The organism is Streptomyces sp. NPDC023723 (assembly GCF_040639815.1).
Taxonomy (GTDB): Bacteria; Actinomycetota; Actinomycetes; order Streptomycetales; family Streptomycetaceae; genus Streptomyces.
In genome coordinates, this window is record NZ_JBFAAP010000006.1 from 139,792 (window position 1) to 159,624 (window position 19,833).

The window sequence follows — 19,833 nt, forward strand, 5'->3', positions numbered from 1 at the left end:
ACACGTCCTTCGCGCCCGCTCCGTCCACTGGGGTGGTGCCGGGACCGGCACCACTGAGGTGGTGCGGTCCCGCTGGTGGTGCCGCTCGCGTCATGCTGTCATCGGCCGGTCGTACGGGCCGATCGGTGCCGGCAGGCGTGAGGGCCGACCGGTCAACTGGCGGTCGACGGCCGCCGCCACCGCCCGCCCCTCCGCGATCGCCCACACGATGAGCGACTGCCCGCGCGCGGCGTCCCCGGCGGCGAACACCCCGGGCACATTGGTCTCGAAGCCCGTGCCCCGTGCGAGCGTGCCGCGCGGCTCCAGTTCCAGCCCCAACTGACCGACCAGCCCGTCCTCGCGGTCGGGCCCGGAGAAGCCGAGGGCGAGCAGCACCAGATCGGCCGGAAGCGTCCGCTCCGCACCGGGCAACGGGCGGCGCCCGGCGTCCACCCCGGTCAGGTGCAGCTCCCGCACATGCCCCTCCGGGTCCCCGGTGAGACGGAGCGTGGACGCCGCGAACAGCCGCGCGTCCGCGTCCGCCGCCGGTGCGGAGCGAACGTCCCGGGCCTCCTCGTGCGCGGCCGACAGCCGGTACAGCCGCGGGTACGTCGGCCACGGCTCCACCTCCTCGTCACGTTCCGCACCCGGCTGCGCGTAGATGTCCAACTGGGTCACGGACGCGGCACCCTCCCGTACCGCCGTACCCAGACAGTCCGCTCCCGTGTCACCACCGCCGACGATGACCACGTGCTTCCCGGCGGCGGACAGCGGGGAGACCTCGAGATCCCCCTCGCACACCCGGTTGGCCAGCGGCAGATACTCCATCGCCTGATGGACCCCGGCCAGCTCTCGCCCCGGCACCTCCAGTTCCCGCCATGCCGTCGCCCCCGTGGCGACCACCACCGCGTCGTACCGGCTCCGCAGTTCCGCGGCGTCGATGTCCCGCCCGACCCCCGCGGACGTACGGAACCTCGTCCCCTCCGCCCGCATCTGCTCGATCCGCCGTTCCAGATGCCGTTTCTCCATCTTGAACTCGGGGATGCCGTACCGCATCAGCCCCCCGAGCCGGTCGTCCCGTTCGTACACGGCCACCGTGTGCCCCGCCCGGGTCAGCTGCTGCGCCACCGCGAGCCCCGTGGGCCCGGACCCGATGACCGCCACCGTCCGGCCGGACAGCCGGTCCGGCGGGCACGGCGGTGTCAGGCCCTCCTCCCACGCCCGGTCGGCGATGGCACACTCGACGTTCTTGATCGTGACAGCCGGCTGGTTGATCGCCAGCACACACCCCGCCTCGCACGGCGCCGGGCACAACCGGCCCGTGAACTCCGGGAAGTTGTTCGTGGCATGCAGCCGGTCGCTCGCCGCCCGCCAGTCCTCCCGGGAGACCAGGTCGTTCCACTCGGGGATCAGGTTGCCGAGCGGACAGGCCTCGTGGCAGAAGGGGATGCCGCAGTCCATGCAGCGGTCGGCCTGCTTGCTGACGATCGGCAGCAGCGCCCCCGGGACATACACCTCGTCCCAGTCACGGACCCGTTCCGCCACCGGCCTGCGGGGCCACTCCTGGCGGGGCGTGGTGATGAATCCCTTGGGGTCGGCCATGGCCGTCTTCCTTGCGTACGCGGGGCAGGCCGTGCGTCGTCGGCCGCACTTTCTGTCACGATACGTCCGGCCGGCGACCCCCGCAGGGCGGCCGCCCGGCCCCTGCGGCCGGTCACGAGGGTCCTCCGGTCGGCCATGACGGCACCGTCTCGTCGCCACCCGTCGCCACCCGTCGCCACCCGTCGTCGCTCAGGTGAGGGCCGCCATGTAGGACACCGCCGCCCCGGCCGACGCCGCCGTACGGACGTGATTCCACGCCGTCCACTCGCGTACGTACCTCGGCCAGTACGCGGCCGCCTCCGCACTGTCCGGCCGCAGCCGGGCCAGCGCGTCGTTGCGGGGCACATGAACGGCCACGGTGAGCCCGAACGAGCCGACCAGGTGCAGTCCGCTGCCCAGCAGCAGTTCCACGGTGCCCACGTCCGGCCAGAGCACGAAGGTCACCACGGCGAGCACCGCGCACAGCAGCGCCGACCCGACGAACAGGACCATGAACGGCGGTGCCACCGCGGCCACGTTGATCGCTTGCATCGCCGCCATGCCCTGTGCGGGCGGCACAGCGGCCAGCCCGCGCATGACGAAGGTCGAGAAGCCGCAGAAGACGCCAGCCACCAGCCCCGTACTCAGCACCCCCAGCACCGTCAGCACGAAGTACGGTCCCTCGATCATGCCCGCCCCCGCTTCTCGATGAACGTCGTTGTCATCCGTCCCCTCGTGACTTGTTCTCTCGTCATCGCCGCCCCGAGCCGCATGCGTGCCGTACCCGGGCGTTCGCCTGTGCCTGTGCCTGTGCCTGTGCCTGTGGCTGTGGCTGTGGCTGTGTGCTTGTGCCGGGTCCGCGTCCGTGGGCGTGCCCGTGCCCCTGGTTCCGGCCTTTCGGGCCTGGCGCATGATGGGTGCTGTGGGATGGGAAGCGATCACCTGGGACCGGCTCGGCGACCTGCTCGCCGAGCGTCTGCTCGACCTGAAACCGGCCGACGGCGCTCCCTGGTGCCGCGTCGCCCTCGACGGAGCCCCGGCGGCCCGTCCAGGTGACCTCGCCGAGCGGGTCGCCGAAGCGCTGCGCCCCCTCGGGCGGCCCGCTGCGATCGTCGGCACGGACGGCTTTCTGCGCCCCGCCTCCCTCCGCCTCGAATACGGCCGCCAGGACGCCGACTCGTACTACGACGGCTGGTACGACACCCGCGCTCTGTGGCGGGAGGTCTTCACCCCTCTCGAACCGGGCGGCGACGGACGGGTCCTGCCCGACCTCTGGGACCCGGTCACCGACCGTGCCACCCGCAGTTCCTATGTCCACCTCCCGCCCGGCGGGATCCTGCTGCTGCACGGGCCCTTCCTCCTGCGCCACTGGTTCCCCCTCGACCTGAGCGTCCACTTCCTCCTCACCCCCGGTGCACTGCGCCGCCGTACCGCCGAGGCCGAGCGGTGGACGCTGCCCGCCTTCGAACGCTACGAACAGGAGACCGACCCCGCCGGTGCCGCGGACATCTTGGTCCGTGCCGACGACCCGCGGCACCCCGCCTGGAACGGCTGACGTGCCCTCACCGCCCCGGTCATTGGCTCCGTTGTGTCCGAAGTGTCCGAACGGAATTCAGAGCCAGTCGTTGCGCCGGAAGCCCCGGTACAGCGTCAGACAGGCGACGGCTATCACCCCGAGGACCAGGCCGTAGCCGTACCGCCACCCCAGCTCCGGCATGTGGTCGAAGTTCATGCCGTACACCCCGCAGACCATGGTCGGCACGGCGACGATCGCCGCCCAGGCAGTGATCTTCCGCATGTCCTCGTTCTGCGCGACCGTGACCTGCGCGAGGTGTGCCTGGAGGATGGAGTTGAGCAGTTCGTCGAAGGCGGCTATCTGCTCCGTGGCCCGCAGCAGGTGGTCGGAGACATCGCGGAAGTAGGCCTGTATCTCCGGGGCGACGACCCGGATCGGCCGGGTGGCCAGTTCCTCCAGCGGCCGGCCGAGCGGTACCACCGCCCGCTTCAGCTCCAGGAGTTCGCGCTTGAGCTGGTAGATCCGCCCCGGGTCGAGCCGCGCGCCGTCCTCCGCGAACACGGCTGTCTCGACGAGGTCGACATCCGCCTGCACCGCGTCGATGGCGGTGAGGAAGTCGTCGACGACGTGGTCCGCGACCGCGTGCAGTACCGCCGAAGGCCCCTTGGCGAGCTGCTGGGGATCGGATTCCAGCTCCTCGCGCAGCGGCCCCAGCGAGCCGTGCCGTCCGTGCCGCACGGTCACCACGAAGTCCTGGCCGGTGAAGACCATGATCTCGCCGGTGTTCACCACCTCGCTGGTGGCCGTCAGCTCCTCGTGCTCGACGTAACAGACCGTTTTGAAGACCGCGAAGAGCGTGTCCCCGTACCGCTCCAGCTTCGGACGCTGGTGGGCCTCGACCGCGTCCTCGACCGCCAGCGGATGGAGATCGAAGAGCTCCGCGATGTCCGCGAACTCCTCGTCCGTCGGCTCGTGCAGCCCAAGCCAGACGAAGCCGTCCCCGCGCTTGCGGACCCGCTCCACCGCGTCCACCAGACCGACGCCTCCGGGCACGCGGACTCCGTCCCGGTACGTCACGCAGTTGACCACCGAAGAGCCCAGTGGGGAGCGCGCGGGATGGCTGAGGTCGACGCGCGGGCGCCGGCGGGCGAGCCTCGCCACGCGACGGAGGCCTCCGCCCCTGCCGAGGCTCGTGACCTTCCGCAGATTTCCTGCCATGGACATACGGATCTCCTTGCGTGCATCCCCGTGCGCCGTGCTTCCCGCGCCTGCCGCGCCAGTCTGCCAGTCCGGCACGAGCCACGGGTGGGCCTGTGGGAAGGGGAGATTCCATTTGGTTCCCGGCTGTGGACAACCGGCCGCATACGGCTGTGTGACCGGCAGAGTCCGGCTGTGCGACCGGCAGTGTCCGGCTGTGGAAAACCAACCGGGTCCGGGAGTGGACAGCCGGTCCCACCGGAGCGTCGGCCACTTCCGGCAAGCCGGTCAACTGGGATGATCGGCGCATGACGGCAACCGACGGATATCTCCTCGACAACCGGCAGACCGAGGCGGCGGAGCGTTTCGATGCCTTCGCCACCCTCTTCGACCCCACGACCTTCCGGCACTTCACAGCGATGGGCATCGGACCGGGCTGGCGCTGCTGGGAGGTCGGAGCCGGCGGCACCTCCGTGGTCTCCTGGCTGGCCAAGAAGGTGGGCCCCACGGGACGGGTTGTCGCGACCGACATCGACATCTCGCGGCTCGGCCCGGCCGCCCGGCCACCGGTCGAGGCGCGGGTGCACGACGTGGGCACCCAGGACCCGCCGGGTGAGAACTTCGACCTGGTGCACGCCAGGCTCGTACTTGTTCATGTGCCGGAACGGGAAAGGGCATTGCGGTCCATGGTCAAGGCCCTGCGCCCCGGCGGGCGCCTGCTGCTGGAAGACGCCGACCCGGCGCTCCAGCCGTTGCTGTGCCCCGACGAGTACGGGCCCGAGCAGCAACTGGCGAACCAGCTGCGGCACGGTTTCCGCAAATTGCTGGCCCGCCGGGGCGCCGACCTCTCCTACGGCCGGCAGCTGCCGCGGCTGCTGCGGGAGGCCGGTCTGCGCCGGGTCGAGGCGGACGCGCACTTCCCGGTGACGTCACCCGCCTGCGCCGCCCTGGAGTCCGCCACGATCCGACAGGTCCGCGACCAGCTCGTGACCGCGGGTCTCGCCACCGACCAGGACATCGACCGCCATCTCGCGAACGTCGCCTCGGGCTCCATGGACCTGGCCACGGCCCCCATGATCTCGGCGTGGGGGCGCAAGGCGTAGTGGAGCGGGGCGCAGCCCCGGGCACCGGCGGACCGTCGCCGACCGGGGCTTGCTCGCATGTCCGAGGGGCGCGGCGGCCCGGGCACCGCGGCCCGCCGACACGTTCCTCCGCCCTGGACTCCGCGCACCCGGCCTTCAGGCTCCGGCGCCCGACGAACAGCGCGTCCGGCAGCCGCGCATCAGCCTCCGGAATCCGCAACGGCGACACCTTCGCTCCAGGCATGGCGACCACCTCGTCGCCGTCGCAGTGGCCACCCCGACGGGGCTCTGGAGCTACCACCGCACCCTGTCGCGGCGACGACCGCCCCCTGTCGCGGCGACGCCCCCCCCGTCGCGGCGACGACCGCACCCCATCGCAGCGACGACCGCACCCCGTCACGGTGACGCCCGCACATCCCACACCGAAGGTTGCTCATCACGCACCGAGGGTCGCCCATCGCGCACCGAAGGCCGGGTACCGCGACGGGTGGGTCGGCCGCCCACCCGTTCGACCGCCTCCGCACCCGCCCGGCACCCCCGCGCCGCCGCGTCCTCCGGCTCCGCACCCGACAGCAGGGCCGCGAGGAACGCCCCGGTGAAGGCGTCACCCGCCCCCGTGGTGTCCCGAGGGGTCGCCGGCACGGCGCGGACCCGGGCGCGCACGGTACCGCCGCGCGCCACCAGCGCTCCTTGCGCGCCCAGCTTGGCGACCACCCACGGCACCTGACGGCTCAGCTCCGCCGCCGCGTCGGCAGTCCGGGACAGTCCTGTGAGCAGACACGCCTCGTCCTGACTCGGCAGCAGCACCTCCACCCCCTGGACGAGGGAGCGGAAGCGGTCGGCGCCCAGCTCCGCGAGGAAACCGGCCGACGCGGGATCCAGACTCACCGGCACCGCACGCGCGCGTGCCGCCTCCAACACGACCGTCACCAGCGCGCGGCTCGGCGCCGAGAACAGCAGGTAGCCCGACAGGTGCAGCCGCGCGACACCGTCGAGCAACGTGTCCGACCAGTCGTCGGGCGCCAGCCTGAGCGACGCCCCGCTGTCCGTCAGGAACGTCCGCTCCGCCGAGGCGCCCGCGTCGACCAGGCAGACGACCGTCCCCGTCGGCGCCGCCCCGTCCACCACCAGACGGGGACGCACCCCCGCGGCCACCAGCTCCCGCTCGTGCCAGGCCATCGCGTCCGTACCGACCCGGCCGAGCAGCCGCACGTCCTCGCACCCCTGCTGAGCGGCCCAGCAGGCGACATTGGCACCCGCCCCGCCGGGCAGCCGCCGGATCGAGGCGGCCGTGTCCGTGCCGGCGGCCAGCGGTCCGCGGGGACGGACGACGATGTCCGTGATCACGTCCCCGACGACCAGCAGCGCGCCGCCCGGGCCCGCCGTCACGCCCCGGTCCAGGCCGCCGCCACCCGTGCCGCCAGCCGCACATTGCCGCGCACCGCCGCCAGGTTGGCGCTCAGCGAGGCCCCGTCCGTGTGCCGTACCAGGTGGTCGAGGAGGAAGGGGGTGACCGCCTGCCCGGTGACGCCCTCCTCCGCGCACGAGCGCAGCGCGTCGGCGAGCACTCGCGCGTGCAGCTCGGGATCGAGCTGTTCCGCCTCGGGCACGGGCTGGGCGACGATGAGCGCCGACTCCGGTGTTCCGAGCGCGTCCTGAGCCCGCATGACCGCCGCCACTTCCTGCGGTGTGCGCAACGTCCAGTCCACCGGATGTCCCGAGTCGGCCAGGTAGAACCCGGGAAACCGGTCCGTACCGTACCCGGCCACCGCGACCCCGAGGGTCTCCAGCCGTTGAAGCGTCGCCGGGACGTCCAGGATCGACTTCACCCCGGCGCAGACCACGGTGACGCGGGTGCGCGCCAGGAGACCCAGATCGGCCGACTCGTCCTGCGTCGCCGTCCACTGCCGGTGCACCCCGCCCAGCCCACCGGTGGCGAAGACCCGGATGCCCGCCCGGGCCGCCAGGGACGCGGTCGCCGAGACCGTGGTCGCCCCGCTCGCGCCGGCCGCCACCGCGAGCGGCAGATCGCGGTGACCGAGCTTGCGGATGCCGTCCTCACCCGCGATCCGTTCCAGTTGCTCCTTCGCGAGCCCGATGTGCGGCCGTCCGTCCAGGACGGCGATCGTCGCCGGAACGGCACCCTCCTGCCGAACCGCCTCCTCCAGTTCCCGCGCCACCTGGAGGTTGCGCGGGCGCGGCAGCCCGTGCGCGATGATCGTGGACTCCAGGGCCACCACCGGCCGGCGCGAGTCGACCGCCGCCCGTACCTCTTCCGACACCACCAGCACCACGGGTACGCCTCCTGTCCGTCGGCTCTCCCTCATCCCTGGCGGGTACGGCACCCGACCAAACCCCTTGCAGCCCCCGGGCCCGGGGGCCAGGCTGGTGACCATGACGGACAACACGGCACGTCTCGATCACGTCGTCCTCTGGGTGCGCGACCCGCTCACCTCGGTCGGCTTCTACGAGAAGACGCTGGGGACGGAACCCCTGCGGGTCACCGAGTTCGCCGCGGGAACGGTGCCGTTCCCCTCCGTACGACTCAACGAAGAGACGATCTTCGACCTGATGCCGCTCACCATGGCGCCGCGGATGCGGATGCTGCCCGACGCCGCCGACAGCGCGGGCCACCCGGTCAACCACGTCTGCCTGTCCCTCCCGGAAGCTGACTTCGACGCCCTGCGCGGTCGCCTGGAGGACCAGGGATCGCCGGTCTCGGACTTCTCGTACGACTCCTACGGCGCCCGGGGCATGGCCAAGCGCAGCTTCTACTTCACCGACCCGGACGGGAACATCTTCGAGGCGCGGTACTACGCCTGACCCCGAAGGTCCGCTCCGGCGGCCACGGCCCGCAGCCGCAGCGGTCGTCAGAACAGCGGCTCGGGCAGCACGCCCTCCAGCGCGAGCAGCTTCCGCTTGGCCTCCAGACCGCCCCCGAACCCCCCGATGCCGCCGTCGCTCTCCACGACCCGGTGACAGGGCACGACGACCGGCAGTGGATTGGCGCCCATCGCCGCCCCCACCGCCTGGGCCGCGCCGGGCTGGCCCACGCGACCGGCGAGCGCGCCGTACCCCACGACCGTTCCGTAGGGGACACCGGACGCCAGCTCCCGCAGTACCTCCCGGTTGAACCCCGATATCAGCGACCAGTCCAACGGCAGGTCGAAGGAGTGCCGCGCACCGGAGAAGTACGCCGTGAGCTGCTCCGCCGCCCGCGCCAGCAACGGGTCGCCGGGTGCCTGCACGGGCTCGGTGCCGAGCCGGGACGCGAGCCGCTCCAGCGCCCGGTCGCGGACCGGTCCGGCGGCGTGGAACACGACGTTGACCAGGCCCTCGCCGGTCGCGGCCAGCAGCAGCGGACCGATGCCGGTATCGACGACCGTCCACACGATTCGCCGCTCGTACTGCCCATGGCTGTCCATGCGCACCACCGTACGACCCGCCACTGACAACGCCCCCGAAACCGGCGGCCCCCTCCGGAACACGGCCGCCGAAGCACGGCCGAGGCCACCCCCCACCCGGCCCCTCCCCACCCGACCCCTCCCCGCCCGGCTACGCCGCCGAGCTCGGCGTCTCCCCACCTGGCACGCCTCCCCGGCTACACCTCCCCGTCCGACGCCTCCCCCCGCGTCGCGTCGCGGATCACGTCGGGCCGGTTGGTGATGATGCCGTCGACGCCGTACCCGGCCGTCAACCGGGCGTCGGCCGCCTCGTCGACTGTCCAGGCGAAGACCTCCAGCGGCCTGCCGTGCGGCCCGGTGAACGCCTGGACCGCGGACACGTAACCCAGCGAGAGCGAGTCGTAGGAGGGATTGATCTGGTCGGTGAACTCGGCGTACGCGGGCAGGTCCGACACGCGCGGCGTACCCAGGAGCCCGGTCCTGACGGCCGGCTTCAGCTCATGCACGGTCCGCACGCAGTCCACGCCGAAGCTCTGCACGACCAGCCGGCCGGACACGTGCCGCCGGTCCAGCCACCCCTCGTTGCCGAGAACCTTGAGGGTCTCCCGCTCGATGCCCGGGTACAGCTCGGGACTCTTGATCTCCAGCAGCAGCTTCTGGTGGTGGCGCTCGACCCGGCCGACGTACTGCTCCAGTGTCGGCACGCGCGCGCCCGCGTAGGCGGCACCGAACCAGCTCCCGGCGTCCAGGCGGGCGATCTCGGCGGCTGTGAAATCCTTCACGTTCCAGGGCGCCCGGTCGGGGAACACCTCCTCGACGTCGGTCGTGCGCCGCAGGCTCTCGTCGTGGATGACGACGAGCTCGCCGTCCTTCGTGCGCTGGACGTCGTTCTCCACCCAGTCGATGCCCAGCTCGGCCGCCTTGTCGACGGCGGCCAGGGTGTTCTCCGGCGCGTACGCGGAGGCGCCCCGGTGGGCGACGACCACCGGCCCCGGTCCGCCGTGGGACGCCTGGGCCAGGGAGGCGGGCGCCAGCAGGGCCGCTCCCAGCAGCGCGGTGGTCGTGGCGGCAACTGCGCGCGCGTGCATGCGTACTCCTCGCGTCGAGGTATCACGGACAGCACAACTGTGACAGCAGAGCGTCTCCGGCAGAGGGGCGCAGAATGACCACAGGCTGAATGGAGTTGCTCAACTGCGCTCACCGGGAGGGCACAACTGCGGCAAGGCCGTGATTCTTTGCCGGAGAATCGTTCGACCATTCCGGTGGGGGTCATACTGCTCTGGACCCTGGCCGCTCAAGCGGTCCTGGGAGGGGGACGCAGATCAGGGAAAGCCAGGACGTAAGAGGGCGGAAGGGTTGCCGCGCATGCAAGGCACGGTCGACGGATTCAATTACGGACTCGTCACACCGCTGGTGGCCTACCTCATGGCCTGCCTCGGCGGCGCTCTCGGCCTGCGCTGCACCACCAGATCCATGCTGGTCGCCCAGTCGTGGCGGCCCGGCTGGCTGGCGCTGGGCTCGGCGGCGATCGGCTCCGGCATCTGGACCATGCACTTCATCGCGATGATGGGCTTCAGCGTCGAGGGCACACCGATCCGCTACGACCGGCCGATGACCTTCGCGAGCCTGGCCGTCGCCATCGTGATGGTCGGCATCGGCATCTTCATCGTCGGCTACCGGGGAGCCGGCGGAACGGCCCTGTTCACCGGCGGCACGATCACCGGTCTGGGCATCGCCTCGATGCACTACCTGGGCATGGCCAGCATGAGTCTCGACGGCACGCTGGAGTACAACACCCTCACCGTCGCCGGGTCCGTCGTCATAGCGATGGCCGCCGCCACTGCGGCCCTGTGGGCGGCCGGCCAGGTCCGCGGCTTCCTGTGGACCGTCGGCGCCAGCCTGATCATGGGGCTCGCGGTCGCCGGCATGCACTACACGGGCATGGCGGCGCTCGACGTCCATCTGCACGGCACGTCCGCACCCGTCACCGGCGACTCGCCCGCCGCACTCCTCGCGCCCATGCTGATCGGCCCGCTCGCCTTCCTCCTCCTCGCGGCGGTCGTCGTGATGTTCGACCCGCTCATGGTGACGGGCCGGATCGCTCAGCCCCCGGCCGACCACAAGCCCGGCGTCCCCGCCCACCCCACCGGCGCCGCCCCGGTCCGCCGCCCCGCGCCCCGCAGCCCCGCCCTCCGGTACCGGCGCCCACTGGCCCAGCGGCGCCCCCGGACCCCGCAGAACCGCTGATCGAGGCCCATTGTCAGTGGGGGGTCGTACGGTGGATGGCATGCGGCCCGTTTCCCACATCGAACGCACGGTGGCGCCCTTCGAGGTCGTCAGCCCCTACCAGCCGAGCGGCGACCAGCCGGCGGCCATCGCCGATCTCGCCCGGCGTGTCGAAGCCGGCGAGAAGGACATCGTCCTGCTCGGCGCCACCGGCACCGGCAAGTCCGCCACCACCGCGTGGATGATCGAGAAGCTCCAGCGGCCCACGCTGGTGATGGCACCCAACAAGACCCTGGCCGCCCAGCTGGCGAACGAGTTCCGCGAGCTGCTGCCGAACAACGCCGTCGAGTACTTCGTCTCGTACTACGACTACTACCAGCCCGAGGCGTACGTCCCCCAGTCGGACACCTACATCGAGAAGGACTCCTCGGTCAACGAGGAGGTCGAGCGGCTGCGCCACTCCGCGACCAACTCGCTGCTCACCCGCCGCGACGTCGTCGTGGTCGCCTCGGTCTCCTGCATCTACGGCCTCGGTACGCCCCAGGAGTACGTCGACCGCATGGTCCCGCTCCGGGTCGGCGAGGAGTTCGACCGGGACGAACTGCTGCGCCGCTTCGTGGACATCCAGTACACGCGCAACGACATGGCCTTCACCCGGGGCACGTTCCGGGTGCGCGGCGACACCATCGAGATCTTCCCGGTCTACGAGGAGCTGGCCGTCCGGATCGAGATGTTCGGCGACGAGATCGAGGCGCTGTCCACCCTCCACCCCGTCACCGGCGAGATCATCAGCGACGACCAGCAGCTCTACGTCTTCCCGGCCTCCCACTACATCGCCGGCCCCGAGCGCCTGGAGCGGGCCGTCAACGACATCGAGAAGGAGCTGGGGGAGCGGCTGGCGCAGATGGAGGGCCAGGGCAAGCTCCTGGAGGCCCAGCGCCTGCGCATGCGCACCACGTACGACCTGGAGATGCTCCGCCAGATCGGCAGCTGCTCCGGCGTCGAGAACTACTCGATGCACTTCGACGGCCGCTCGCCCGGCTCCCCGCCGAACACCCTGCTGGACTACTTCCCGGACGACTTCCTGCTGGTCATCGACGAGTCGCACGTCACCGTGCCACAGATCGGCGCCATGTACGAGGGCGACGCCTCCCGCAAGCGCACCCTCGTCGACCACGGCTTCCGGCTGCCCTCGGCGCTCGACAACCGCCCGCTGAAGTGGGAGGAGTTCCAGGAGCGCATCGGACAGGCGGTCTACCTGTCGGCCACCCCCGGGCAGTACGAGCTGTCCCGCTCGGACGGCGTCGTCGAGCAGATCATCCGCCCGACCGGCCTCGTCGACCCCGAGGTCGTTGTCAAGCCCACCGAGGGCCAGATCGACGACCTGGTGCACGAGATCCGCACCCGCACCGAGAAGGACGAGCGCGTCCTGGTCACCACGCTCACCAAGAAGATGGCCGAGGATCTCACCGACTACTTCCTGGAGCTCGGCATCCAGGTGCGCTATCTGCACAGCGACGTCGACACCCTGCGCCGCGTCGAACTGCTGCGCGAATTGCGCGCCGGTGAGTACGACGTGCTGGTCGGCATCAACCTCCTGCGCGAGGGCCTCGACCTGCCCGAGGTGTCCCTGGTGGCGATCCTCGACGCGGACAAGGAGGGCTTCCTGCGCTCCGGCACCTCCCTGATCCAGACCATCGGCCGCGCGGCGCGCAATGTCTCCGGCCAGGTCCACATGTACGCCGACAAGATCACCCCGGCGATGGCGAAGGCCATCGACGAGACCAACCGCCGCCGGGAGAAGCAGGTCGCCTACAACAAGGCGAGGGGCATCGATCCCCAGCCGCTGCGCAAGAAGATCAACGACATCGTCGCGCAGATCGCCCGCGAGGACGTCGACACCGAACAACTGCTCGGCTCCGGGTACCGCGGCCAGGGCAAGGACGGGAAGGGCGCCAAGGCTCCCGTCCCCGCACTCGGCGGGAAGGCCGCGGGCGGCGGCAGGTCCGGCAGGAAGAAGCCGGGGGAGACGGTTCCGACCGACCGTCCCGCGGCCGAGCTGGCGGAGCAGATCGAGGAGATGACCGCACGGATGCGGGCCGCCGCGGCGGAGCTCCAGTTCGAGGTCGCGGCCCGGCTGCGGGACGAGGTCTCGGAGATGAAGAAGGAACTGCGTCAGATGCGGGAGGCCGGCCTGGCCTGATGGCGTGCCCGGACACGCGCTGTGTTGCAGGACCGACACAAAGCGCGAACCGGGGTACGGCGCTGTCAGTGCCCCTGCGTAGGGTTCTGGGCAACCGCGGGCGTCGCGGCAGGGGACCGCTCGAGAGGGGAATCAGCGCGTGACCGTCAACATGACCAAGGGTCAGGCCATCAGCCTGGAGAAGGCCGGCGGCGGCAGCCTGACGTCGGTGCGCATGGGCCTCGGCTGGCAGGCGGCTCCCCGGCGCGGCCTGTTCGGGTCGCGCACGCGGGAGATCGACCTGGACGCCTCCGCCGTGCTGTTCGCGGACAAGCAGCCGGTCGACGTCGTCTTCTTCCGCCACCTGGTGAGCGACGACGGCTCGGTGCGCCACACCGGGGACAACCTCGTGGGCGGCGTCGGCCAGGGCGGCGACGACGAGGCGATCCTCGTCGACCTCCAGCGCGTCCCGGTCCACATCGACCAGATCGTCTTCACCGTGAACTCCTTCACGGGCCAGACCTTCCAGGAGGTGCAGGACGCCTTCTGCCGCCTGGTCGACGAGACCAACGGCCAGGAACTCGCCCGCTACACCCTGGCCGGCGGCGGAGCGTACACGGCGCAGGTCATGGCGAAGGTGCACCGGGCCGGACCGGGCTGGACGATGACCGCCCTCGGCTCCTCGGCCAACGGCCGCACCTTCCAGGACCTGATGCCGGCGATCCTGCCGGTTCTCTAGTACATCGCCAGTACATCTGCGGGCCGCCCCCCCCAGGACGTTTCCGGTCGGTCGGTCGGCCGACCGGCCGGGGATGCGCGATGCGGCAGCAGCGGTGGAACGCGGGAACGCGGCGGATGACGTAGGGCCGGTTGCAGACCGGTGACACGGGGGAGAAGGCGATGACGGCCGAGCTGGTGCGGGGACAGAACCACCCGCTGTCCCGGACCTGCCTGGAGGTCCGTGTCTCGGCCGGCACCCCGGTCGTGGCCGCGGTCACCCTCGGCGACGCCGACGGCAGCATTCCGGGCGTCGAGTGGGTGGCCCATCCCGGCGCACCCGCCCTGCCCGGCCTGGAGGTCCCCCGCCGGGCGGCCGCCGACCACCGCCTCACCGTCGACCTGGATGCCGTCCCGGACACGGCGCACCGCGTGGACGTGCTGCTCGCCCTCCCCGACGCCGACCGGAGCGGGCCGGACCGCTTCGGGGCCGTCGCCGCCCCCTTCGTCGCCGTCACCGACCCGGACGGCGCCGAGATCGCCAGCTACACCCTCACCGGTCTGGACGCCGAGACCGCCGTCATCGCCCTGGAGTTCTACCGCAGACAGGGCGCCTGGAAGGTACGCGCCATCGGTCAGGGCTACGCGGGCGGATTCACCGAACTGCTCACCGACCGGCGGCTGCCCGAGGCCCGATCCTTGGCCGGCGCCATTCAGGAGGCGGTGGCCAGGGATCGGGCCCGCTCGGTGCCCCAGCCTCCGCCCCCGGCCGACAGCGACAGCCACCGCGCCCGGCAGACCGCCACTCCGGGGACGGCTGCCGACCGCGGCGGCGTCGCTCCGAGGAGCACGGACCTCGTGCCGCCCGCATCGGCGATCGGGCCGCAGACCGACGACGGTCCGGGACAGCCGGGGCCGCAGGCCGACGACGGTCCGGGACAGCCAGGGCTTCGGGCCGGTGACGGTCCGGGACAGCCAGGGCTTCGGGCCGGTGACGGTCCGGGACAGCAGGGGCTTCGGACTGGCGATGGTCCAGGTCAGCCCGGAGTACGACCTGACGGTGGTCCAAGACAGCCGGGACCGTCAGGACAGCCGGGACCAGGGATCGGCGATGCCACCACGGGCACCACGGGCAGCGAACCCATCGACTACAGCCATCCGCGGCGCCAGAGCACGGCTCCGCCACCTCCCGCGTCCGCCGGACCGGCACCGGTCCCAGGCCAGTCACCGCCCGGCGCGCCCCCACGGGTCCCGGACCGGCCCGTGCCGGCCGCTCCGGCACTCGCCCCGGGGCAGCCCGTTCCCGCACCGCCCCCCGGGCAGCCCGCCCCGCCCGTCGCGGGCGATGCCACCGGCTGGTCCATGGACGAACGGCTCTACAACCAGGTGTGGGGCATGTTCGAGGACCTCGCCCGCAGCGTGGCCGCCTGTCGCAGCGCCGTCGACTTCGCGGACTCCCGCAGGGAGAAGGAACTCGACCAGGCCCTGTCCGATCCGAGCGGTCGCGTCGGGAGACAGGGGGACGCCGCCCGCGAGACGGCCCGTGCGCGGTACGAGGAGCTCGTCACGCGGGCCAGGGAGGTCCTCGACCGGGACGTCGCCCAGCTCGCCGCGGAGTCCCAGGTGGTCGAGACGGCCCTGCCGCCGGCCTACGCCCGCTGGGACAGCCCGGCCTGGCACGGCTACCGGGTGCCGGTGGAAAGCCCCATGGCCCTGCGTCTGGGGGACCTCCATCTCCCCGAAGCCGACCCGGTACGCATTCCGATGCTGGTCAGGCTGCCGCTGGAGCGAGGGCTGTGGATCGACAGCGGACGCGCCGGGCCGCCCGACGGCTCCTTCGCCGACTCGCACGAATCGTTCGCCGACTCCCACGAACCAAGGGACCTGGCCCTGGACGTGGCGGTGGCGCACGCGGCCCGGCTGCTCGCCGTCCACCCGCCGGGCGAGTTCACCGTGGAGGTCGTCGACGCGGCCGGATCGGGAGCGCGGGCGCTGGCCCCGCTGCTGCGCTCCGGCGTGCTCGCGGCGCCCCCGGCAGTCGGCGCCGCGGGGGTCGCGGACGTACTCGCCCGGCTCACCCAGCGCGTCGACCTGGTGCAGATGGCGGTGCGCGGCGGCGCCGCCGACGCACTGCCGCCCGGCTTCGACACCTCCCAGCGACTGCTGATCGTCAACGACTTCCCGCACGGCTTCGACGACCGTGCGGTGAACCAGCTGCGCTACCTGGCGGACCAGGGACCGTCCTCCGGTGTCCATCTGATGATGGTCGCCGACCGCGAGGACTCCGCCGGCTACGGTCCGCTGCTCGACCCACTTTGGCGCGCGCTGCTGCGCCTGACCCCGGTGGCCGACGACCACCTCGCCGACCCCTGGGTCGGCCACGCCTGGATCTACGAGCCGCCGCTCGTGCCGCCCGGCAGCCAGGTGCTGCGACAGGTGCTCGCCCAGGTCGCCGCCGCCTGCGGGTGACCACTGGCTGGCACTGGCGGACGCTCCACTGACCAAGAACTGGTAAAGGTCTCCCACCTGCGCTTTTGGTCTTAATTAGCGAAACTCTTTACCAATCCTTGGTGATTGGGGTACTGTTTTTTCTACGGAGGGGAGTACTCCCTGTCTGCTGCGGCGTACCCGTCAATACGGATCAGGCCAGATCCCGGGGCGTCGGCCCGTGGTTCCGAGTGCCTTTCGCGCATCGGAGGACCGGGTGGAAGAGACCTCCGGCAGCGACGACGCTGACACCTGCCGTTACGTACTGCCGGAGGCGCAGTGGAAGTTACGACGACCTTGTGGGTCCTGACCATCCTGGGCCTTGCCGCCCTCATCGCGGTCGATTTCTTCATCGGCCGCAAACCGCACGACGTGTCGATCAAGGAAGCCGGGATCTGGACGGGTGTCTGGATCGCCCTGGCCGCGCTGTTCGGTCTCGGCCTGCTCCTCTTCGGCGGCGGCCAGCCCGCCGGTGAGTTCTTCGCGGGCTTCATCACCGAGAAGTCCCTGAGCGTCGACAATCTCTTCGTCTTCGTCCTCATCATGGCCAAGTTCGCGGTGCCCTCGCAGTACCAGCAGCGAGTGCTCCTCGTAGGCGTCCTCATAGCCCTGGTGCTCAGGGCCGTGTTCATCGCCGCCGGCGCCGCGATCATCGCCAGTTTCGCCTGGGTCTTCTACATCTTCGGGGCATTCCTGATCTACACCGCCTGGAAGCTCATCCAGGAGGCCAGGGCCGACGAGGAGGACGAGGAGTACGAGGAGAACAAGCTGCTCAAGGCCGCCGAACGCCGCTTCGGCGTGGCCGACCGCTACCACGGCACCAAGCTGTGGATCCAGCAGAACGGCAAGCGGGTCATGACCCCGATGCTGGTCGTGATGCTCGCGATCGGCACCACCGACGTGCTCTTCGCCCTGGACTCGATCCCCGCGATCTTCGGTCTCACCCAGGACCCGTACATCGTGTTCACGGCCAACGCCTTCGCCCTGATGGGCCTGAGGCAGCTGTACTTCCTCATCGGCGGTCTGCTGAGGAAGCTGGTGCACCTCTCCTACGGCCTGTCGATCATCCTCGGGTTCATCGGAGTCAAGCTCGTCCTGCACGCGCTGCACGAGTCCGGTGTCCACGTCCCCGAGATCAGTATCCCGGTCTCGCTCGGCGTGATCTGCTCGGTCCTGATCGTCACCACCATCACCAGTCTGCGGGCGACCAGGAAGCAGGCGGCGGCCGAAGCGGCCGACGCCCGGGACGAGGACGCTCCGAAGGACAGCGTCGACGTCTGACCCGCGGGACGGTTCGGGCGGCGGGAGCGGTGCCGGCGATGTGCCGTGCACAGCTCCCGCTTCCGGTCACCCCGACACGGGCTCCGCCACCGCCACCGGTGCCGGACGCGTCTCCGGCAGCAGGGCGAAACAGCCCAGGCTGAGCAGCGCGATCGCCGTCAGATACGCGCCCACGGCCCACGGCACCCGGCCACCCTGCTCCGCCAGGGCCGTCGCCACGATGGGAGTGAGAGCGCCGCCCACCACGCCACCGAGGTTGTACCCCACCGCGGCACCCGTACAGCGCACCCGGGGCTCGTACAGCTCCGGCAGATACGCCGCGATCACCGAGAACATGGTGATGAAGGCGAGCATGGCCCCCAGGAAGCCCAGGAACATCAACAGCGGCGCGCCGGTCGCCAGGAGCGCGACCATCGGGAACATCCACACGGCCGCCGCCCCGCATCCGGCCAGGCACATCGGCCGGCGTCCGTAGCGGTCACTGAGCAGCGCGAACACCGGCGTGAGCGCTCCCTTCACCACCACCGCGGCCATGATGCAGACCAGCATCACGCTCCGGTCCACCCCGAGCCGCTCCGTCCCGTAGGCCAGGGACCAGGTCGAGACGGCGTAGAAGACGGCGTACCCGATCGCCAGCGCCCCGGCGGTCAGCAGGACCAGCCGCCAGTGGTCCCGCACCACCTCGGCGAGCGGGACGCGCGCGCGGTCGTCCAGTTCCAGGAAGCGAGGGCTCTCGGCGAGCGAGGACCGCAGCCACAGGCCGACCAGGGCCAGTACGCCCGCCGCCCAGAACGGCACCCGCCACCCCCACTGGGCGAACTGCGCCTCGGACAGCGACGCGGAGAGCGCCAGTACCACGCCGTTGGCGAGCAGGAATCCGAGGGCCGGTCCGACCTGCGGAAAGCTCGACCACAGTGCGCGCCGCTCGGGCGGCGCGTGCTCCGCGGTCAGCAGCACCGCGCCGCCCCACTCGCCGCCAAGCCCCAGCCCTTGCAGAAAACGCAGCGCGATCAGCAGCAGCGGCGCCGCCACCCCGATCGTCCCGTACGTCGGCACACAGCCGACCGCGACCGTCGACACCCCGGTCAGCAGCAGCGACAGGACGAGGACCGGACGGCGTCCGTGCCGGTCCCCGATGTGCCCGAACAGGACCGACCCCAGCGGCCGGGCCACGAAGCCGACACCGAATGTGCCGAAGGCGGCCAGCGTGCCCGCCAGCGGGGAGATCGTCGGAAAGAACAGCGGTCCCAGCACCAGGGCCGCCGCGGTGCCGTAGACGAAGAAGTCGTAGAACTCGATCGCGGTGCCGGCGAGCGCGGCGGTGGCCAGCCGCGGCATGGAGGGCGCCTTGGTGGCGCGTACTTCGTGCATGCTGCGCCAACTACCCTCGGTGATGGGCGGTTACGGGGCGCTCAGGGGGTGCGCGGGGCGGCGGACGACAGTGATGCGCCGGGCGGGCGCCGTGATAGACCAAGTCGGACAGCGGTCCGGCGGACCGCCCACCCGACGGACCGGAGGAACCGTGCCCCGCACCCTGGCCAACGCCCCCATCATGATCCTCAACGGCCCCAACCTGAACCTGCTCGGCCAGCGCCAGCCGGAGATCTACGGGTCCGACACCCTGGCCGACATCGAGGCCCTGTGCACCAAGGCGGCGGGTGCGCACGGCGGCACGGTGGACTTCCGACAGTCCAACCACGAGGGCGAACTCGTCGACTGGATCCACGAGGCGCGCCAGAACCACTGCGGGATCGTGATCAACCCGGCCGCCTACTCGCACACGTCCGTCGCGATCCTGGACGCCCTCAACACCTGCGACGGGCTGCCGGTGGTGGAGGTCCACATCTCCAACATCCACCAGCGCGAGCCGTTCCGGCACCACTCCTACGTGTCGCAGCGGGCCGACGGGGTCATCGCGGGCTGCGGGGTGCAGGGGTACGTGTTCGGCGTGGAGCGGGTCGCCGCGCTGGCCGGCACGGGCCGGACCCAGGCCTGACCCGGCTGCCCGGCCCGCTGTCTCCACCGGGCCGCCGGCCGGGGACGGTGCAGGAGCGGGGAAGAAGACCGGCGGCCCGAACCGCACGGGACGCGTCGTCCCGTGCGGGGAGTGCCACCAGTTGACTGCGCGGTGACGTGCGCCGGGAGCGCGCGTACGGGGCCGGCGCGTGCGAAGTGTTCACA

Annotated in this window: 17 protein-coding genes; 9 read left to right on the forward strand and 8 right to left on the reverse strand. The window is 71.5% G+C overall.

Going from position 1 to position 19,833, the window contains the following annotated elements:
* Positions 1 to 90: 90 nt before the first annotated feature.
* Positions 91 to 1,581, reverse strand: coding sequence for a glutamate synthase subunit beta (locus AB0G32_RS10055; RefSeq protein WP_361160891.1), 1,491 nt, complete (start codon positions 1,579 to 1,581; stop codon positions 91 to 93).
* A gap of 189 nt (positions 1,582 to 1,770) precedes the next feature.
* On the reverse strand, positions 1,771 to 2,250 hold the full coding sequence (locus AB0G32_RS10060; RefSeq protein ID WP_361160893.1) for an anthrone oxygenase family protein: 480 nt from the start codon (positions 2,248 to 2,250) through the stop codon (positions 1,771 to 1,773).
* Between the two features lie 232 nt (positions 2,251 to 2,482).
* Between AB0G32_RS10060 and AB0G32_RS10065 the strand changes: the two genes are divergently transcribed.
* Positions 2,483 to 3,115 (forward strand): uridine kinase, encoded by a 633-nt coding sequence (locus tag AB0G32_RS10065; RefSeq protein ID WP_361160896.1) that lies wholly within the window; start codon positions 2,483 to 2,485, stop codon positions 3,113 to 3,115.
* 57 nt (positions 3,116 to 3,172) lie between these two features.
* Here AB0G32_RS10065 and AB0G32_RS10070 read toward each other — a convergent pair whose 3' ends face one another.
* Entirely contained in the window at positions 3,173 to 4,300 is a 1,128-nt protein-coding gene (locus tag AB0G32_RS10070) for a magnesium and cobalt transport protein CorA (protein ID WP_361160899.1), read from the reverse strand.
* A 281-nt stretch (positions 4,301 to 4,581) separates the two neighbouring features.
* On the opposite strand from AB0G32_RS10070, the gene AB0G32_RS10075 reads away from it, so the two are divergent.
* Positions 4,582 to 5,376, forward strand: a complete 795-nt coding sequence (locus AB0G32_RS10075) for a methyltransferase (RefSeq protein WP_361160902.1) — start codon at positions 4,582 to 4,584, stop codon at positions 5,374 to 5,376.
* Positions 5,377 to 5,751: 375 nt separating this feature from the next.
* Here the strand turns inward: AB0G32_RS10075 and AB0G32_RS10080 are convergent, their stop codons facing one another.
* Together AB0G32_RS10080 and AB0G32_RS10085 are read right to left on the reverse strand one after the other, a co-directional pair.
* Complete coding sequence (locus tag AB0G32_RS10080; RefSeq protein WP_361160904.1) at positions 5,752 to 6,744, reverse strand: sugar kinase; 993 nt, start codon at positions 6,742 to 6,744, stop codon at positions 5,752 to 5,754.
* Positions 6,741 to 7,649, reverse strand: a complete 909-nt coding sequence (locus tag AB0G32_RS10085; RefSeq protein WP_361161141.1) for a pseudouridine-5'-phosphate glycosidase — start codon at positions 7,647 to 7,649, stop codon at positions 6,741 to 6,743. Before AB0G32_RS10085 ends, AB0G32_RS10080 begins: the two co-directional genes overlap by 4 nt.
* A gap of 100 nt (positions 7,650 to 7,749) precedes the next feature.
* Between AB0G32_RS10085 and AB0G32_RS10090 the strand changes: the two genes are divergently transcribed.
* The gene (locus AB0G32_RS10090) at positions 7,750 to 8,178 is read left to right on the forward strand and encodes a VOC family protein (protein WP_361160907.1); all 429 of its coding nucleotides are present in this window, start codon (positions 7,750 to 7,752) and stop codon (positions 8,176 to 8,178) included.
* Between the two features lie 47 nt (positions 8,179 to 8,225).
* Here the strand turns inward: AB0G32_RS10090 and AB0G32_RS10095 are convergent, their stop codons facing one another.
* Together AB0G32_RS10095 and AB0G32_RS10100 are read right to left on the reverse strand one after the other, a co-directional pair.
* The gene (locus tag AB0G32_RS10095) at positions 8,226 to 8,780 is read right to left on the reverse strand and encodes a methylated-DNA--[protein]-cysteine S-methyltransferase (RefSeq protein ID WP_361160910.1); all 555 of its coding nucleotides are present in this window, start codon (positions 8,778 to 8,780) and stop codon (positions 8,226 to 8,228) included.
* A 176-nt stretch (positions 8,781 to 8,956) separates the two neighbouring features.
* Positions 8,957 to 9,847, reverse strand: coding sequence for a glycerophosphodiester phosphodiesterase family protein (locus AB0G32_RS10100; protein ID WP_361160913.1), 891 nt, complete (start codon positions 9,845 to 9,847; stop codon positions 8,957 to 8,959).
* Positions 9,848 to 10,124: 277 nt separating this feature from the next.
* Here AB0G32_RS10100 and AB0G32_RS10105 point away from each other — a divergent pair, with 277 nt between their 5' ends.
* From AB0G32_RS10105 to AB0G32_RS10125, 5 genes are all read left to right on the forward strand, one after another.
* The gene (locus AB0G32_RS10105; protein WP_361160916.1) at positions 10,125 to 11,006 is read left to right on the forward strand and encodes an MHYT domain-containing protein; all 882 of its coding nucleotides are present in this window, start codon (positions 10,125 to 10,127) and stop codon (positions 11,004 to 11,006) included.
* Between the two features lie 40 nt (positions 11,007 to 11,046).
* Positions 11,047 to 13,188: an excinuclease ABC subunit UvrB gene (uvrB, locus tag AB0G32_RS10110; protein ID WP_361160919.1), complete on the forward strand. Its 2,142-nt coding sequence runs from the start codon at positions 11,047 to 11,049 to the stop codon at positions 13,186 to 13,188.
* A gap of 139 nt (positions 13,189 to 13,327) precedes the next feature.
* A complete protein-coding gene (locus AB0G32_RS10115) occupies positions 13,328 to 13,906 on the forward strand; it encodes a TerD family protein (RefSeq protein ID WP_361160922.1) in 579 nt (192 codons plus the stop codon).
* Between the two features lie 161 nt (positions 13,907 to 14,067).
* Positions 14,068 to 16,353 (forward strand): TerD family protein, encoded by a 2,286-nt coding sequence (locus AB0G32_RS10120; RefSeq protein ID WP_361160925.1) that lies wholly within the window; start codon positions 14,068 to 14,070, stop codon positions 16,351 to 16,353.
* Positions 16,354 to 16,650: 297 nt separating this feature from the next.
* Positions 16,651 to 17,652, forward strand: coding sequence for a TerC/Alx family metal homeostasis membrane protein (locus tag AB0G32_RS10125; RefSeq protein WP_361160927.1), 1,002 nt, complete (start codon positions 16,651 to 16,653; stop codon positions 17,650 to 17,652).
* 66 nt (positions 17,653 to 17,718) lie between these two features.
* On the opposite strand, the gene AB0G32_RS10130 is transcribed toward AB0G32_RS10125, so the two are convergent.
* The gene (locus tag AB0G32_RS10130) at positions 17,719 to 18,990 is read right to left on the reverse strand and encodes an MFS transporter (RefSeq protein ID WP_361161146.1); all 1,272 of its coding nucleotides are present in this window, start codon (positions 18,988 to 18,990) and stop codon (positions 17,719 to 17,721) included.
* Between the two features lie 184 nt (positions 18,991 to 19,174).
* Between AB0G32_RS10130 and aroQ the strand changes: the two genes are divergently transcribed.
* Entirely contained in the window at positions 19,175 to 19,648 is a 474-nt protein-coding gene (gene aroQ / locus AB0G32_RS10135; protein ID WP_361160930.1) for a type II 3-dehydroquinate dehydratase, read from the forward strand.
* The last annotated feature ends 185 nt before the right edge of the window (positions 19,649 to 19,833 follow it).

What these genes read in the sequence shown, in the direction of transcription:
- AB0G32_RS10055 (WP_361160891.1), bottom strand. Translation starts at nt 1,581, where the DNA reads ATGGCCGACCCCAAGGGATTCATCACCACGCCCCGCCAGGAGTGGCCC.
- AB0G32_RS10060 (WP_361160893.1), bottom strand. Translation starts at nt 2,250, where the DNA reads ATGATCGAGGGACCGTACTTCGTGCTGACGGTGCTGGGGGTGCTGAGT.
- AB0G32_RS10070 (WP_361160899.1), bottom strand. Translation starts at nt 4,300, where the DNA reads ATGTCCATGGCAGGAAATCTGCGGAAGGTCACGAGCCTCGGCAGGGGC.
- AB0G32_RS10075 (WP_361160902.1), top strand. Translation starts at nt 4,582, where the DNA reads ATGACGGCAACCGACGGATATCTCCTCGACAACCGGCAGACCGAGGCG.
- AB0G32_RS10090 (WP_361160907.1), top strand. Translation starts at nt 7,750, where the DNA reads ATGACGGACAACACGGCACGTCTCGATCACGTCGTCCTCTGGGTGCGC.
- AB0G32_RS10095 (WP_361160910.1), bottom strand. Translation starts at nt 8,780, where the DNA reads ATGGACAGCCATGGGCAGTACGAGCGGCGAATCGTGTGGACGGTCGTC.
- AB0G32_RS10100 (WP_361160913.1), bottom strand. Translation starts at nt 9,847, where the DNA reads ATGCACGCGCGCGCAGTTGCCGCCACGACCACCGCGCTGCTGGGAGCG.
- AB0G32_RS10105 (WP_361160916.1), top strand. Translation starts at nt 10,125, where the DNA reads ATGCAAGGCACGGTCGACGGATTCAATTACGGACTCGTCACACCGCTG.
- uvrB (WP_361160919.1), top strand. Translation starts at nt 11,047, where the DNA reads ATGCGGCCCGTTTCCCACATCGAACGCACGGTGGCGCCCTTCGAGGTC.
- AB0G32_RS10120 (WP_361160925.1), top strand. Translation starts at nt 14,068, where the DNA reads ATGACGGCCGAGCTGGTGCGGGGACAGAACCACCCGCTGTCCCGGACC.
- AB0G32_RS10130 (WP_361161146.1), bottom strand. Translation starts at nt 18,990, where the DNA reads ATGCCGCGGCTGGCCACCGCCGCGCTCGCCGGCACCGCGATCGAGTTC.